11 protein-coding genes are annotated in these 16104 nt (G+C 62.8%); 5 read left to right on the top strand and 6 right to left on the bottom strand.

All coding sequences use genetic code 11. The features are described 5' to 3' along the window. Window positions 1-14: 14 nt before the first annotated feature. The 3 genes from murA to I6F35_RS23290 all read right to left on the bottom strand — a co-directional run bounded on the left by murA (window position 15) and on the right by I6F35_RS23290 (window position 3111). Complete coding sequence (murA, locus tag I6F35_RS23300; RefSeq protein ID WP_225119997.1) at window positions 15-1310, bottom strand: UDP-N-acetylglucosamine 1-carboxyvinyltransferase; 1296 nt, start codon at window positions 1308-1310, stop codon at window positions 15-17. A 136-nt stretch (window positions 1311-1446) separates the two neighbouring features. Further along, the gene (locus tag I6F35_RS23295) at window positions 1447-1965 is read right to left on the bottom strand and encodes a cytochrome b/b6 domain-containing protein (RefSeq protein ID WP_225119996.1); all 519 of its coding nucleotides are present in this window, start codon (window positions 1963-1965) and stop codon (window positions 1447-1449) included. A 126-nt stretch (window positions 1966-2091) separates the two neighbouring features. Continuing rightward, window positions 2092-3111, bottom strand: a complete 1020-nt coding sequence (locus tag I6F35_RS23290; RefSeq protein WP_225119995.1) for an aldo/keto reductase — start codon at window positions 3109-3111, stop codon at window positions 2092-2094. Window positions 3112-3384: 273 nt separating this feature from the next. Between I6F35_RS23290 and I6F35_RS23285 the strand changes: the two genes are divergently transcribed. Together I6F35_RS23285 and I6F35_RS23280 are read left to right on the top strand one after the other, a co-directional pair. Continuing rightward, complete coding sequence (locus tag I6F35_RS23285) at window positions 3385-4317, top strand: LysR family transcriptional regulator (RefSeq protein ID WP_225119994.1); 933 nt, start codon at window positions 3385-3387, stop codon at window positions 4315-4317. Between the two features lie 351 nt (window positions 4318-4668). Continuing rightward, window positions 4669-7131 carry a YfhO family protein gene (locus I6F35_RS23280; RefSeq protein WP_225119993.1) on the top strand — a complete coding sequence of 821 codons (2463 nt, stop codon included), beginning with the start codon at window positions 4669-4671 and terminating at the stop codon, window positions 7129-7131. 27 nt (window positions 7132-7158) lie between these two features. On the opposite strand, the gene I6F35_RS23275 is transcribed toward I6F35_RS23280, so the two are convergent. From I6F35_RS23275 to I6F35_RS23265, 3 genes are all read right to left on the bottom strand, one after another. Beyond that, window positions 7159-7920 (bottom strand): slipin family protein, encoded by a 762-nt coding sequence (locus I6F35_RS23275; protein ID WP_225119992.1) that lies wholly within the window; start codon window positions 7918-7920, stop codon window positions 7159-7161. Beyond that, window positions 7917-9308, bottom strand: a complete 1392-nt coding sequence (locus I6F35_RS23270) for a nodulation protein NfeD (RefSeq protein ID WP_225119991.1) — start codon at window positions 9306-9308, stop codon at window positions 7917-7919. The genes I6F35_RS23275 and I6F35_RS23270 overlap by 4 nt, the downstream gene beginning before the upstream one ends. 585 nt (window positions 9309-9893) lie before the next feature. Beyond that, window positions 9894-12179 carry a heavy metal translocating P-type ATPase gene (locus I6F35_RS23265; protein WP_225119990.1) on the bottom strand — a complete coding sequence of 762 codons (2286 nt, stop codon included), beginning with the start codon at window positions 12177-12179 and terminating at the stop codon, window positions 9894-9896. A 399-nt stretch (window positions 12180-12578) separates the two neighbouring features. Here I6F35_RS23265 and I6F35_RS23260 point away from each other — a divergent pair, with 399 nt between their 5' ends. The 3 genes from I6F35_RS23260 (at window position 12579) to I6F35_RS23250 (ending at window position 15986) form a co-directional block, all read left to right on the top strand. Further along, on the top strand, window positions 12579-13028 hold the full coding sequence (locus tag I6F35_RS23260; protein WP_225119989.1) for a c-type cytochrome: 450 nt from the start codon (window positions 12579-12581) through the stop codon (window positions 13026-13028). Between the two features lie 500 nt (window positions 13029-13528). Then, window positions 13529-14350, top strand: a complete 822-nt coding sequence (locus tag I6F35_RS23255) for a universal stress protein (protein ID WP_225119988.1) — start codon at window positions 13529-13531, stop codon at window positions 14348-14350. Between the two features lie 298 nt (window positions 14351-14648). Further along, window positions 14649-15986 (top strand): OpgC domain-containing protein, encoded by a 1338-nt coding sequence (locus I6F35_RS23250; RefSeq protein ID WP_225119987.1) that lies wholly within the window; start codon window positions 14649-14651, stop codon window positions 15984-15986. Window positions 15987-16104: the final 118 nt, after the last annotated feature.

Here is a 16104-nt window from a genome sequence, read left to right as displayed (position 1 = left end):
CCGATTGTTCCAATTTACCGCACGCGCTCGGGCACGCGCTTGATCCGGGCGCCGAGCGCGTTCAGCCGCTCTTCAATCCGCTCGTAGCCGCGCTCGATCTGGTCGGCATTGTTGATGGTGGACGTGCCCTCGGCGCAGACCGCCGCGAGCAGCATCGCCATGCCGGCGCGGATATCGGGAGAGGTCATCGGCGCGCCGCGCAGCCGGCTCGGGCCGGCGACGATGGCGCGATGCGGATCGCAGAGCACGATGCGCCCGCCCATCGCGATCAGTTTGTCGACGAAGAACATCCGCGATTCGAACATTTTCTCGAACATCAGGATGACGCCGTCGCACTGGGTCGCGGTGACGATCGCGATCGACATCAAATCGGCCGGGAAGGCCGGCCACGGCTGGTCCTCCAGCTTCGGCACATGGCCGCCGAAATCGTCGTGGATCTTCATGGTCTGGCCCGAGGGCACGACGAGGTCGTCGCCTTCGACGCCGCAGACGATGCCGAGCCGCTCGAAACCCATCCGGATCGAGCGCAGATGCTCGACGCCGGCGCGCGCGATGCGGAGCGGTGAGCGCGTCACCGCCGCAAGCCCGATCAGCGAGCCGACCTCGATGTGGTCGGGTTGGATGGCGTAGCTGGTGCCGCCGAGCGTGGCCGGGCCGTGCACGATGATGGTGTTGGTGCCGATGCCCTCGATCTTGGCGCCGAGCGCGACCAGGAAATGCGCGAGATCCTGCACATGCGGTTCGGAGGCGGCGTTGCGCAGATAGGTGGTGCCGCGCGCGGCCACCGCTGCGACCAGCGCGTTCTCGGTCGCCGTGACGCTGGGCTCGTCGAGGAACACGTCGGCGCCCTTCAGGCGGGAGGCGCGGAACTCAAGGCGGTGGGTCGCGGTGACGCTGGCCCCTAATTGCTCGAAAGCGAGGAAATGCGTGTCGAGGCGGCGGCGGCCGATCACGTCACCGCCGGGCGGCGGCAAGGCGACCTCGCCGCAGCGGGCGAGCAGGGGACCTGCGAGCAGGATCGAGGCGCGGATCCGCGCGCACAGTTCCGGATCGAGATCGGCGGCGCGAATCTCCTTGGCATGAATTGCGAGCGTGTTGCGCTCGGTCCACTCGGCCGAGGCGCCGACAGAGCGGGCCAGCTCGACCAGCGTCTCGGTGTCGCGGATCCGCGGCACATTCGTCAGCGTCACCGGATGCTCGGTCAGCAGCGCCGCCGCGATGATCGGCAGCGCCGCATTCTTGTTGCCGGACGGCTCGATCGTGCCGGAGAGCCGATGACCGCCCTCGACGATGTATTGGATGGGCGCCACGGAGCCTGTCCCTCTAGGCAAGAGCCAGATTCCGTCGGGAATTCCGCAGCGGAATCAATGTTGACCGCAGCGACATAACACAGAAAGCCGGCGACAGAAAGCTGGCCCGGCCCGTGCAATTCGCTGGTTGAGGGAATCAGGTCGCCCGCCCGGCACCAGGCCGCAGCATCCTGACGAGGACGTCGGTCTTGGCAACGAAGTGCTGCCACAGCGCGCCGGACGCATGCAGGACCACGGCGGCGATGATGACCGATTTGGCAAGCTCATGCATCTTGCCGATCGCGCCAATGCCGAGATACCACGCGAGCGCGCCGGTCACCGGCATCAGGAAGATCGTTGCGTAGAGAATGAAATGGGTTGCGGCGGCGATCCATTTCTGGACGGCGCTCTCGCCCGCCGGCGCGGGCGGGGCCCCGAGCATCAGACGGATCGCAAGTCGCGCCATGGCCAGGACCAGAATCGTGAATCCGACATAGATGTGAACGTCGGCTCTGAGGATATCGGATGGTAAAGCCTCGGTGCCACGGCGCACCGCCCTGTATGCCGGAACAATGTCCTCGCCGAAGATGAGCTGGAACACGACCAATACGGCGATCACCCAGTGCAGGAGAATCTGCGCAGCCGTATAGCCGCGCGGCGGATTCCGCGCCGTCATTGCTGCGCTCCATTGCGAACCTGGATACACAGCTACCGCTCGACCCACCTGCTCGGCATTGACGCAGGTCAAATGCCGAGTTTGATCGCAGGCAGCGGCGCAGTATCGTCGCCATTGCCCCGGCTGTCAGGCCGGGGTTGCGGCTGCCTGTTCGATGAGCCCGCTTTCCTTCAACTCCTGCCAGAACTCCGCAGGGATCCTGGCCTGCATCGAGTTGTAGTCCTCGAGGATCTGCCGGTGGCTGCTCGCGCCCACGACCAGGGCGACGACAACGTCAGGGGCTGATGAGAACTGCAGCGCCGCCGTGCGCAGATCGACGCCGTGGCGGGCGGCGGCGGCGCGGAGGCGGTCACGCTTCTCGATATGGGCCGGGGAGATCTTGTAGTTGTTCGGCCCGTAATTGTAGCGCGGACTGCCGGAGATGAAGCCTGCGTTCAGCGCCGAGCCGATCACCAGCGACACATTCTTCTTCCGCACCGCGGGGAACACCTGATTGACGGCATTGGCATGGTCGATCAGCGAGTACTGCGAAGCGCATAGACAGACGTCGGGATCGGCAACGTCGATCACGCGCAGGATCGGTTCGGGGCAATTCACGCCGATGCCCCAGGCCTTGATGATGCCTTCCTCGCGCATGCGCGACAGCGCAGGAAACGCGCCGCGCTCGGCGATCGCGAACTGCTCCTGCCATGAGGTCGGGAAGTATGGAAAATCCGGCGAGATGTCGTGGACGAATGCCACGTCGAGGCTATCGACGCCGAGCCGCTGCAGGCTGTCCTCGATCGAACGGCGAACACCGTCGGCGGTGTAGTCGTAGGTGACGTCGTTGGGCGAGTCCGACAGTGGAAAGATGTCCGCATGCCGGTTGTTCTTCGAGGCCTTGAACAGCTTGCCGACCTTGGACGACAGCACGTAATCGCCGCGCGGCTTGTTGTGCAGGAAATGGCCGAAGCGGCGCTCGGACAGTCCGAAGCCATACCAGGGCGCCACGTCGAAATAACGCACGCCGGCGCTCCATGCGGCCTCGAGCGTCGCCTCGGCATCGTCGTCCGTGACCTTGTTGAACTCGTTGCCAAGCGGGACGCCGCCGAGCCCGAAGCGGAATTGCGGCTTGAAAAGTTGTGTGGCCCGATTTGTCTGTGCCATGCGATTGTCTCCTTTGCTATTGGCGGCGGCTGTAACCAAGGATGGTGCCGCAAGCGCCCCGACCGCTGCCGCAGCGACGGTGAGGAAATCCCTGCGACTGCCAGTTCGTTTCGTCATCACGTGTCTCCTTCGGTTGAGATGCCCGACGAGATCAGGCCGGATTGCACCCGCGTCCGACGCCGGACTTCGCTGAGCTTGAGTATGGGTCGTAAAACGGCGGTCACCAGGGTAGGTTCGTTGAGTACAGCTCAACGACGCCTTGAGGGGCCGTTCATGAAACCGCTCGACCGGAACATGCTGGCGGACTTGAACGTGTTCCTGACGATCGTCCGCCGTGGCAGCCTCGCCAAAGCGGGCATCGAGCTCGGCGTGAGTGCGTCCGCCTTGAGTCATCGGCTGCGCAAGCTGGAGTCCGATCTGGGCGTGAGGCTGCTGCATCGCTCCAGCCGCTCCATCCGGCCGACCGACGCCGGCGCCGCGCTCGCCGCCGAATTGGAGACCGGATTTCGCACCATCCGCGATGGCTTGAGCGCGCTGGAGAACCATCGGCGTGTCCCGGTGGGGCGGCTTCGTCTCAACGTTCTTCGCGACGCCGCGCGCCTCGTTCTCGGTCCGGTGCTGCCGCGCTACTGCAAGGAGTTTCCAGGCATGCACCTCGACGTGATCGTCGAGGACCGCCTGGTCGAGATCATCGCGGAAGGTTTTGACGCCGGCATCCGCTACGGTGATCGCGTGCCGCTGGACATGGTGGGAATCGCCCTGACGAAACCGCTGAAGTGGGTCGTGGTCGGCTCGCCCGAACTGATCGCGCGGGCTGGCCGTCCGGATGCTCCCGGCGATCTGCTGCAGCTTCCGTGCGTCGAGATGCGTGTCGGCGACAACCGCAACTTCCCGTGGGAACTGGGCAATGGCGATTCCATGATCCGGCTCGATGTCCGAGGGCCCGTATGCGCCAACGAGACCGAGCATGCGGTCGACATGGCGTTACGCGGTGTCGGATTTGTCTATTGTTTGGAACGGCGGGTCGAAGCCGAAGTCGCATCCGGTGCGCTGGAAATCCTGCTGCCGGAATGGGCCTCGGACGGCCCGCCCTTCACGATCTACTATCCGAGCCGCCGGCAACCGCCGCCCGGCCTGCGCCAGCTCATCGACCTCACGCGCAGATGCGAAAACCTGCCGCCATTGGCGACGGCCGAGGCCGGCTGAGACAGGCTGCTCCGGCAGCGAGAGCGGTGTGGCGCTGGCGCCGCGCACATAAATGGTCGTCGTTCCGGCGATATCGTCGCCACAGAAATTCCGTATATCCAGTCTTTACAGTGAGTGCCCTCTGCTGATGGTCCTGTCGGGGCATTCTCACGAGATCAAGTACACTCTCCGTGACGGGGTGCAGCAGCAAGTTTGAGCGCAATCGCGGTTGACGTGGTGCCTGCAGCGAGCTCTTCGCGCGAAAGGCGAAGCCGGCACGCGGATGGCAAGCGGAACGCCGGCGATTGCCGCAGCCCGGATGCGATCCAGTCCAGGACCAGGCCCACGCCTCCGTCAAACAAAAGGCCGTAGATGGGAACCGACCTTGGCGACGGATCGCTCGGGCGACCGAAGCGCAAAGCACGATCGCTGTCGTGGATCGACGATCCCTCGGCCACATCGTCCTTGCCCTCGCAGGCGGCGCCGTGGCTCAGCGGTACCGAGCCGGCAGTTTCGGCGGGCAAATTTCCGCTCGGTCTCACCGTCGCGCTGTTCGCGCTCGCCTTTCTGATACCGGCGTGGCCGTGGTTGTCCGGGCATGTCACAATTCCCTGGGACGCCAAGTCGCAGTTCCTGCCGCCGGTGCAATTTCTCGCCACCTCGCTGGCGAACGGCCAGTCGCCATTCTGGACGCCCAACGTGTTCGCGGGCTGGCCGCTCATCTCCGATCCGCAGTCGCTGATCTTCTCGCCGCTGCATTTCCTGCTTGCCTATTTTGATCCGAAGCCAGGCTTCCGCGCGGTCGACGGCCTGACCTTCGTCTACCTGCTGCTTGGTGGCGTCGCCATCATTCTGTATTTCCGGGATCGCGGCTGGCACGCGGCCGGTGCGCTTGTCGCCGCGCTCGCCTTTGCCTTTGGCGGCGCGGCGAATTCACGGCTACAGCATACCGGCCAGATCATCAGCCTGGCCTATCTGCCGTTGACACTCTGGATGCTGTCGCGCGCGCTCGAGCGCTCGTCATGGCGCGCCGGCCTCGCGGCAGGTGTGTTCGGCGGCCTGCTCGCCCTGGGGCGGGACCAGGTTGCGCTGATCTCGCTTTATGTCCTGGTCGGCCTGGTCGTGCACCACTGGATCGAGGGTGACGACTGGCGCAAGCGCATGCGCGCGAGCCTCAAGCCGCTTGCGGCCTGCGGCCTGGTCGGCATCCTCATCGCCGCCGTTCCTGTCACGCTGACGGCGCTGCTCGCCGAGCGCTCGAACCGGCCCGAGATCGGCTGGATGCTCGCGGGTCAGGGATCGCTGCATCCCGCGCATCTCCTGACGCTTGCTTTCGCGGATCTCTACGGTGCGATGGATCCGGTGATCGACTACTGGGGGCCGGCGACGTCGTACTGGAAGACGACGCTTGGTGGCGCCGATCTCTCGCTCGCGCAGAACATGGGCCTGATCTACGCGGGCGCGCTGCTGCTCGTCGTCATCGTCTCGTTCGGCATCGTGCGCCGCCTCGCCTGGTCGCGCGACATCCGCTTCTTCTCGATCGCTGCCGGCGGCGTCCTGCTCTACGCGCTCGGCTGGTACACGCCGGTGTTCCATGCGATGTATGAATGGTTGCCGGGCGTGATGCTGTACCGGCGTCCCGCAGATGCGACGTTTGTCATCGGGGCCTTGCTCGCCATCATGGCCGGCTATCTCGTGCACCGCTGGCTCGAAGGCACGGTGCCGCAACCCACGAAGAGGCAGCGGGCAATCGAGCTGGCTGTGCCTGTTGTGCTCGTTGCGATGGCGTTGTGGCTCGCCCACACGGTCGTTTCCATCGCACTAGTGATCGTACCTGTCGTCACCGCGCTCGCCCTTACCGCCGGCGCGGTCGCGGCCCTGATCTTCGCGCGGCGGCTGAACGGTGTCTCGCCGCTCGCCGCGATGCTGCTGCTCACCTCGTTCTCGGTCGTCGACCTCGCCTGGAACAATGCGCCGCATATTTCAACCGCGATGGCGCCTTCGACATTCGATGCGCTGCGCCCCGACACCAGGAATCCGACGCTGGCGCTGCTGAAATCGAAGCTTGCGGCCGATTCAGCGCCCGACCGGCGCGATCGCGTCGAACTGATCGGCATCGCCTATCATTGGCCGAACCTGTGCATGATCCACGGCTGCGACCACGTGTTCGGACACAATCCGCTGCGCCTCAAATGGTTCTACGACGCCACCCGCGTGGGCGATACGGTTGTGGACTACGACCAGCGCCGGTTCTCGCCGCTGTTTCCGTCCTATCGCTCGGCCTTCGCCGATCTGTTCGGCTTGCGCTTCGTCGCCGTCGGCGTGCCGATCGAGAAGGTTGATCCATCGCTTGCCCCCGGCGACCTCACGCTCGTCGCGCGTACCCCGGACGCCTATGTCTACGAGAATTCCCGGGCGCTGCCGCGCGTGATGGTGGTCACCGACTGGCGCATCGCGGATTTCGATCAGCTTCTCGCCAAGGGCTGGCCGGCGGACGTCGATCCGCGCCGCACCGTCCTGCTCAAACGCGCACCCGCGCTGCCGCGCGCAAGCGCAGCCGGCGCGGCGCCGGGCACGGCACGCTTGACCCGCTATGAGAACACGGAAATCGACATCGATGTCGACGCGCCGTCGGGCGGCCTGCTGCTGCTCAACGACGTCTGGCATCCCTGGTGGCGCGCAACGGTGGATGGCAAGCCGCGCGAGATATTGCGGGCCAACGCTGTCTTTCGTGCCGTCGCGCTTCCGCCGGGACACCACACCGTACGCTTCACGTTCCATCCATTCGCAGGAGCCTTCGCCGAACTCGTTGACCGGTTCCGCCACACGCGTTGACGGGCTCATGCGGGCCAGCCGGCAAAGTCAGGTCGAGCCGCTCCGCAGGCCAAGGTGGTCGAGCAGATTCGTCGGGAGCGGAAAGACCACGGTGGAAGACCGCTCGCCCGCGACGTCATGCAGCGCTGCAAAATAACGTAGCTGCATCGCCTGCGGCTCCTGGGCGAGGATGCGGCCAGCCTCGACGAGCTTTTCGGCTGCTTGCTGCTCGCCTACGGCATTGATCACTTTGGCGCGTCGCAGGCGTTCCGCCTCGGCCTGCTTGGCGATCGCGCGCACCATGGTTTCGTTGAGGTCGACGTCCTTGATTTCGATCGCGGTGACCTTGATGCCCCAGACATCGGTCTGTTTGTCGAGGCTCTCCTGGATATCGACGTTCAACCTGTCACGTTCCGCAAGCATCTCGTCGAGTTCGTGCTTGCCGAGCACCGAGCGCAGAGTCGTCTGTGCGAGCTGGCTGGTGGCGGCCATGTAGTCGCCGACCTTGATGATGGCGCGCTCGGGATCGATGATGCGAAAGTAAAGAACGGCGTTGACCTTGACCGAGACGTTGTCGCGCGAAATCACGTCCTGTGGCGGCACGACCTGCACCATCACCCTGAGATCGACCTTCACGAGTTGCTGCACGACCGGAATGAGGAAGATGAGGCCTGGGCCCTTCACTCCGGTGAAACGGCCTAGCGTGAAGACGATGCCGCGCTCGTATTCCCGCAGAATGCGGATCGCCTGGGACAGAAATATGATGACGAGCAGCGCAATCGCTGCATAGGTCAGATATTCGAGCATCATGATGTACCTTCCTCGGCCCTGGCGGCCGTGCGTCGTACCACCAGCGTCAGATCGACGATGTTGGCAACTTCAACCACCTCCCCCGGTTTGAAGGTTTCCGTGCCCCGCGCTTGCCAGCGCTCACCGTGCGCAAAGACGTGACCTTCCCTCTCGTTCCAGTCGAGGACTTCGGCAGGCAGGCCCCGCATGGCTTGCGCACCGACCAGTACCGGGCCTTTGCGCGCGCGTCGAAGCGAGCCGAGCACGACGAAAACAAAGCCGGTGAACACCGTTGCTACGATGGCGATGAGCGACCACGACAGCCGATAACCGGGCACTTCGACCCTGAAGAGCATGATCGCTCCCAGTACAAAGGCGATAACCCCTCCGAGGCCGATCACGACTGTCGGGTTGAAGGCCTCGACGGCGAGAAGCGCGATGCCGACCAACATCAACGTGAAGCCTGCGTAGTTGATCGGCAGCAAATTGAGTGCGTAGAGGCCGAGCAGCAGGCAGATGGTGCCGACAACGCCTGGAGCGATCGCCCCGGGGGACATGAATTCGAAGAGCAGGCCGTAGATGCCAACCATCAGGAGAATAAATGCAACGTTGGGATTGGTGACGACCGCCAGGAATCGCGAGACCCATCCGGGATCGATGGGCTCGAGGACGGCTTCCTTGGTTGCCAGGTGTTGTGTCTTGCCGCCGGCAACCTCCACCACGCGCCCATCGACCTGACTGAGCAATTCGGCCGGGTCGCGCGCGACGAGGTCGATGACATTTGCCTGCAGCGCGGCGTTGGCAGATAGAGTGGCGGCCTCGCGGACCGCCTTCTCGGCCCAGTCGGCATTGCGGCCACGCAGTTCGGCCAGGCTGCGGATGAAGGCCACCGCATCATTCGTCGCCTTTGCCGTCATGGCGTCCTTCTCGGGCTGGCGGTCGCTATCCTTCTTGTCCTTGCCGTCCTTGTCCGGGGCGCCGCCCGGCAGACCCGGCAGCGGACCGCCGATCTGCACTGGCGTCGCCGCACCGATGTTGGTGCCAGGCGCCATCGCCGCGATATGGGTCGCGTAAAGTATATATGTGCCGGCGCTCGCCGCGTGCGCGCCGGAAGGAGCGACGTAACCGATGACAGGAACGGGTGAAGCGAGCACATCCGCGATGATTTCGCGCATGCTGGTGTTGAGGCCGCCCGGTGTATTCAGACGCAGAATGACAATCTGGGCGCGTCGTTCGCCGGCCTTGGCCAAGCCGTCCTTCACGTAGCTCGCCGACGCAGGCCCGATCGCTCCGTCGATCGAAATAGTCAGTGCAACGTTGCTGCTCCCCTCGGCTAAACCGGGGAGGAGAGAGACAACCACAGCGACGACTGCCGTCGCCGCGACGAGGGCCGCCTTCACGGTCTGCACGGCAAGGACTCCCTTGCCGAAGATATGGGGTTCCGCTCCGGAGCCTCAATGTCCCGCGGATCTGGATTCGGGACGATGCAGGCCGTTGTGCAGTGCGATGGCCCGCGTCGGCTGAATACCCGCTGCGACATCTTGGAGGCTTTTTCGGCCGCCCGACCGGTCGGTCATGCCCGTGAATAATATAGCTGGTCGGGCTGATCGAGGAAATGGAGCGCGCCCGCAACAGAACCGCTGTCGTGAATCGCGCAACAGCTCCCGCGCGTCGGCTATCCGGTCCGGGTCGGCACCGTCCGCTTGCTTTCATCCAATACGTGTCGATGGTCAACCCGTCGCAGCGCGCGCTTCGGCTGCCTCAAGCTGCTTGATCGCCGCTATCGCGCGTTGGCCGAGCCGTGGATGGTGCGACCACAGCTTGATTGCCTCGATGTCGTCAGCCGAGCCGTAGCGGCTTTCAACGTTCGCATTTCCCAAAGGCTCCTGCGTTGACCTAGCTCAGCGAGCGAGAATCGCTGCATCCACGAATGATGATTGCGCTTTCATGGTGGCGGTTCCGATTTCCACCGTGAGCCCCCTGCAACGGTCCACCTAGGCCGCCACAGCTTCGTAAATATCCTCCTCTTGGGCGGTATGCATCCGCACCAGCGTCTCGATCGCCTCGATTACCCGCTGGGCATCTCGAATCAGATAGCGATCGACCCTCTCCAGAGGCAGGTCCTCTGCAATCCGGGCGAGCAGCCGTGCAAGATGCAGGATCTCGCGATGGGCGCGGCTCATCGCCGAGAGGCCGTAGCGTTCGCGCAGCACGTCGGCAAGCTGAGGATAGACGCTGCCCTCATCCTCGCGCTCATGCGTCACCACGCTTCCCTGAACCAGACGATGAGCTTCATCGATCAAAGCCGCAGCGGTTTCGGGTGTCGCATCGTCCAGCGTGTCGACGATCTTACGCAACCGATCGAGGTCCTTGAACAGGATCTGATGGTCATGATGCAGTGCCAGCCCTTGCTCTGCGGTTATGCGCGGGCCACCCCTGCCATGGGCCGGAGTCAGCGCCCGCAATGCGTTCAGGATTACGGCAACATCGATCACTTCCTGGAGGATCGCTGCAGGCACAGGATCGAGCCAGCCAGCGGTGGCAGCCACCATGGCGGCCAACGACAATCCCATGCCAACGACAATACTTTGGAGCGCGATACGCCGTGCCCGCTGCGCAATTATGATCGCTTCGCCGACACGATCGAGCCGGTCGGTCAGGATGACCACGTCCGCCGCCTCGGACGAGGCGCTGGCGCCGCGCGCGCCGAGTGCGACCCCGATATCCGCCGCGGCCAGTGCCGGAGCGTCATTGATGCCATCGCCGACCATGATGGTCGGATGCAGTCGCTGTTCGCTGCGCACCGCCTCGACCTTGTCGGAAGGAACGCGGTCGGCCAGCACAGCATCGAGATCAAGCGCCGCACCGATGGCCTGCGCTGCCGCGGCGCGATCGCCCGTGACCATTACCATTCGAGCGATTCCCGCATCGCGCAGCAGCCGGATCGCCCGCGGCGTATCGGCCCGCAGTTCGTCGGCCAACAGCAGCGCACCGATTGGACGCTCCTCTACTGCGATAAAGACAATCAGCGCCGAACGCCACGAAGCCCGCCGGATCGCCCGCAGCTCCCATGGCGATCGTTCGCCGTCCGACAGAAGCATCTGCCGCGAGCCCGCGGTTATCTGACGACCGTCGATGACACCGCAGAGCCCGGCACCCATGGTCTCTCTGACCTGCTCGGGCGCCTTGAGCCTGAGACCGCGATCGATGGCCGCGGTGACAACGGCTTTGGCAAGCACGTGATGCGAGGCCTGCTCGAGCGACGCCCCAAGCGTCAGGATCTCCTCAGGGTCCTCTCCCGGCGCAACCTCAACCGAAAGCAACGGCGCGCCTCCCACCGTCAGGGTGCCGGTCTTGTCAAACAACACGGTATGCGCACGAGCCAGCGCCTCCAGCGCCCCTCCGCCCTTGGCCAGGATGCCACGGCGTGCCGCTTGGGCCACGCCGGCAATGAAGGCGACAGGCGCGGCCAGAATCAGCGGACAAGGCGTCGCCGCCACCAGCACGGCGAGGCTGCGGGTCAGATCGCCGGAGATCAGCCACGCCACGAAGGCGATGACGAGCGTCACCGGCAGAAAGATCAGCGCGTAGCGGTCGGCCAGCCGCACAAAGGGGGCCTTCGCCGTTTGTGCCGCCGTAACCATGTGCACGATGCCAGCGTAGGTGCTCTCGCCGGCGGGCGCAGTCACGGTCAACTCAAAGGTCTCGCCCGCATTTAGCGAGCCGGAAAGAACAGCACTGCCACGTGTCTTCTCGATCGGGATCGGCTCGCCCGTAACCGCAGACTCGTCGATGGTTGCCAAAGCGGAGTGAACGACACCGTCGACCGGTACGATCTCGCCGGCCCGCACCAGGAGCTCATCGCCGACCGAGACTGCCTCGACCGGAACCTGCTCAATCCGATCGCCGGTCTTGCGATCTGCATGGCGCGGTGCGCGATCAACCAGAGACTGCAGGTCGTGCTCCGCCCGTGCGATCGCGATATCCTCCAGCACATTGCCGCCGGCATACATCAGCGCGACCACGGCTCCGGCAAGCGGCTGGCCAAGCACCAGCGCCGCGCTCATCGACAGGAGCGCAATCGCGTCCACTCCTACGCGGCCGGCCAGCAAGTCCCTGATGATCGAGACGGCAAGTCCCCCAATGACCGGCGCCGTGCCGAGCGTCCATGCCAGATCGGCCAGATCAGGCCGACCGGTGACTCGTGCGCTAATACCCGTGGCCAATCCCGCAATTGCAATCGCAACCAAGGTCCATCGCAGGATCCGCTCGAACGACATTGCTTGTCTCCGCAGCTAGACAAATATGATTTTCTTCCGAAACCGGCTTCATCGTTTGAGCAGAATCAACGGAAAGGTGGGAACGCTAGTGCCAAGGTGAAGTGGCCGCTTGTCCTTGTATTTCTCGGCCGGCAAATCGAAGTCGTAAGCCGTGAGGCTGAGAGGCATTCCGGCGAACGTCTCGACCAGCTACGTTGAGCATCAAAGCCTCACGCTCCGCATGAGCCAGAAGCGGTTTGCCTGCCTCACCAATGGCTTCTCAAAGAAGCTAGATCACCACGCCGCTGCCGTCAGCCTGCCACCTGCAGCATTCAAAGATTGTATTGACCTGGATCAAACTGAACCAAACCCCGGGAAGCCTAGTAAGACTTATCCGAAAACTGTGGGCAGGGGGATGATATGATCACCAGTTGCCTGAAGTGGTTGATGATTGCCGGCCTTACTGCTGAGATTGCTGGTGCGGCTCAGGCTGGAGACTTCGACATCGGTAAGTCAGAATTTGAATCTTCGTGCGCGAGCTGTCATGGCACGGATGGAAAAGGCAAAGGACCTGTCAGCGAGCAGCTCAAGGTACCGCCTTCCGATTTGACGATGTTGGCCAAGAACAACAACGGGGTTTTTCCCACGGACGCTGTTTATGAAACCATATATGGATCGAAAACAATTCCCGCTCACGGCACTCGTGAAATGCCGATTTGGGGGGATCGATTCAACCCCATCATCAACTTGCCTCACTATGTTGATCCGTCTTATTGGAAAATGGCCGGGCCGGAGCAAAGCCCGGAGGTCGTCGTGCGAACACGCATCCTCGCTGTTGTCGATTACCTGAGTCGCATTCAGCAAAAGTAGCAACCGACGAGCATCAGATTACTTGCCCCGGTCGGGGGACTCGTTCGCTCGACAACAGTGATTTGCGAGCGCTGAAAGTCAAACTCAGAAGCGAATGCCTCATGGTCTATGGGGCACTCTACCTCCCAAGCAGGAATCACCGTTCGCTCGGCTCCTCAAGCCCTTTTCGACAGCACCGGCCCCTAGACGTGCCGATCCAGCCACTGTGCGTTTCGCGCGAGAAGCTGCCCTGCACGTGAGGTCGCGTCTTACTTTCTGCCGCAGAAGGTTCACGTGTTCGCCTTGAGACAGGCTCGAGGATCCCGGCGGCGCTTTCTAGTGGAGGTTACCGCCTGAAGAATGTTTGCGCGCGCGATGATACCAACCGGCGACGATACCAACCGGCGACTTGCCGTTCAGATTTTATACCCTTCTCCATGTGTCATCTTGATCTGGGTCAACCATGGCCACGCGTCGATGCGCGAGAGGTTGTGTCACTCCCAGATCAATGGAGCATGGTTATGAGCCTTGCCAATGTCATGGTGTATGTAGATCCCCAGCAGCAGGAAGAAGGGCAGATCCGAGTCGCAGAAGGCATCGCGACCAAGTTCGGGGCGTCCATCATTGGCGTTTCCGCTTTCGCCGTCGAGCCTCCCTTTGCTGCCGAGGGTGTGATGATTGAGGAGACCACCGAAGAGGACCTCAAGCGGATGCAGGCGGGTCTGGCCGCCAAAGAGGATTGGTTCAGGAGCGTCGTCGGCCTGCCAGGAGACAAGGTTGAATGGCGCTGGGCGTACGAATTTCCGACCACCTTCCTGGTCGATCAGGCGAGAGCAGCCGACCTCGTGGTCATCAAGCGCAAGCAGTTGAAGGAGAACTACTACCATTATATCGATGCCGCCGAGGCGATGCTCCGGATGGGCCGACCGATGCTTTCGGTGCCCGAGCGCGTGACGGAGCTGTCGGCCGACCGTGTCGTGGTCGGTTGGAAGGACACCCGGGAGGCCCGGCTTGCGGTGCGCGACGCGCTGCCGTTCCTAACCAGGGCTTCGCGGGTGACCGTCATCGAACTCTGCACATCGGACCAGCAGGACGCGGCACGACTCCGGGTGCGCGACGTCGCAAAATATCTCGGGCGTCACGGCGCAAGCTGTCAATACGAGGTTCGCGTGCACACGGCCGAGCCGGACGCACGCTACCTGATCCGGCTGGCAAGGGATGAAGGCGCGGATTTGATCGTGACGGGAGGCTATGGGCACAGCCGGTTGGGTGAATGGATATTCGGAGGCATGACCATCGGCCTTCTACGGGAGGCACCGATTTGCCTGATGATGTCACACTAGCTTGGGCACGCATGCGCATAGATGGAGCGAGTTCAACATCTGCTATGCCCCGATAACGCCACGAAAGCGAGCATTGCCGGAGGTCCGGATCGGGCAGCTACCCGAAATTGCTGGAGCGAGCGGACCTTACAAACGGACGTTTCCCCGGAGCGCTAGGCGGCGCGTGGGTCCGCCGACCTCCTGCAGATCCAATCTGCCGCTTTTTCCCATCCTTGATATGGCTCAACAAGCTCATCGGCATCGCTCGTAACGTTTGTCTTTCTTAACGATCGTCGCAGGCTCCGACACTGAAATAGGCATGCGGGCGGTCAACCGGACGCTCTGTGTGAGCCTTGACATGCCGGTTGTCCCATTCGGATTGAACCCGATGAGAGCAAAGCTTGCTCTTCCACCAGGCACGCGAGATCTCCGCCTCGATCTATTTCGAGGCCTCGCCAACTGGGCGATGTTCCTCGGCCATATTCCAAGCTCGATGCTCGCCTGGCTGACCTTCCGGAATTACGGCTTCAGCGACGGCGCCGATCTGTTCCTATTCATTTCCGGGTACACGTCAGCCACCGTGTACACACGAAGGATGGACGACGGAGGATTTATTTTCGGAACGACAAGGCTTTTTAGGCGGGTCTGGCAAATCTACGTCGCCCACGTGCTCCTGTTCGTGTTCTACCTGGCGTCGATTCATTTTCTGTCCCAGGGCTTTGACCTGCCTGATCTCATCGATCGATATAACGCAGCCCCTCTCATCCATGCTCCGGTGGAAACCTTGACTCAGGAGCTGACGCTGAAATTCAAGCCCGTCAATCTGGACGTACTGCCGCTCTACGTCCTCTTGATGGGCGTCTTTCCACTGGTGCTTTGGCTGATGCTTAGAAGTCCAGACGGGGTAATGCTTGGATCGGTGTTGCTTTATTTTGCGGCCCGGCAATTTGGGTGGAACCTGCCCTCCTATCCGTCAGGCGTCTGGTACTTCAACCCGTTCGCATGGCAGCTTCTGTTTGTCGTGGGCGCGTGGCTGGCATTGGGCGGATCCGAAACGCTGCACTTCCTGGTGCGCTCGCGGCTCATCGTTCTGCTTGGTGCGATCTATCTTGCCTTTGCGCTGGTGCTGACGCTGTCGGCGCATCTGCCTGAGCTCGAGAGAATGCTTCCGCGCGCCTTGTTCGAGGCCTTCAACCCGAATGACAAAACCAATCTGGCACCCTACCGCTTCCTGCATCTGGCTGTTTTGATCACGTTGGCGGCGCGGTTCATCCCAATCGACGCCCAAGGACTCCAGGCGGCCATATGGCAACCTCTGGTCAAATGCGGCCAGCAGTCTCTCGAAGTGTTCTGCGTGGGAATCTACCTTTCATTCATCGGGTACTTTGTCTTGCGAACGACTTCGGACGGCGTTTTTGCTCAACTCATCGTCGGTAGCGGCGGTCTCGCCATCATGACGGCCGTTGCTTATTATCGATCGTGGTCCAAGCGGGTCGAAAAGACCAGTTTCGCCCACTTGAATCGTCCCACTGCAGAACAAACCCGCGCGCCCATTGGCGAGTCGGTCCAGCCAATCAGCGCCGACGGGCTCCGTCTGATCCTGTGCCAGCCAGACGAAAAGTCGAGGATGAGCGCGGATTCGGCCGGATCGAAATAGTCGGCGGTGGAATCGAAAGAGTCGCAGCGGATGCGCGGTGATGAGGACGAAGAAGCGTTCGATCTGGTTGATGTGGGCGCCTCATCCTCGATTGTGCTGGCCTGCCAGTCCGCATCTT

Source organism: Bradyrhizobium sp. BRP22, assembly GCF_020194175.1.
GTDB lineage: Bacteria > Pseudomonadota > Alphaproteobacteria > Rhizobiales > Xanthobacteraceae > Bradyrhizobium.
The sequence above is the reverse complement of the archived record's forward strand: the minus strand, read 5'-3'. Positions and strand labels throughout refer to the sequence as shown.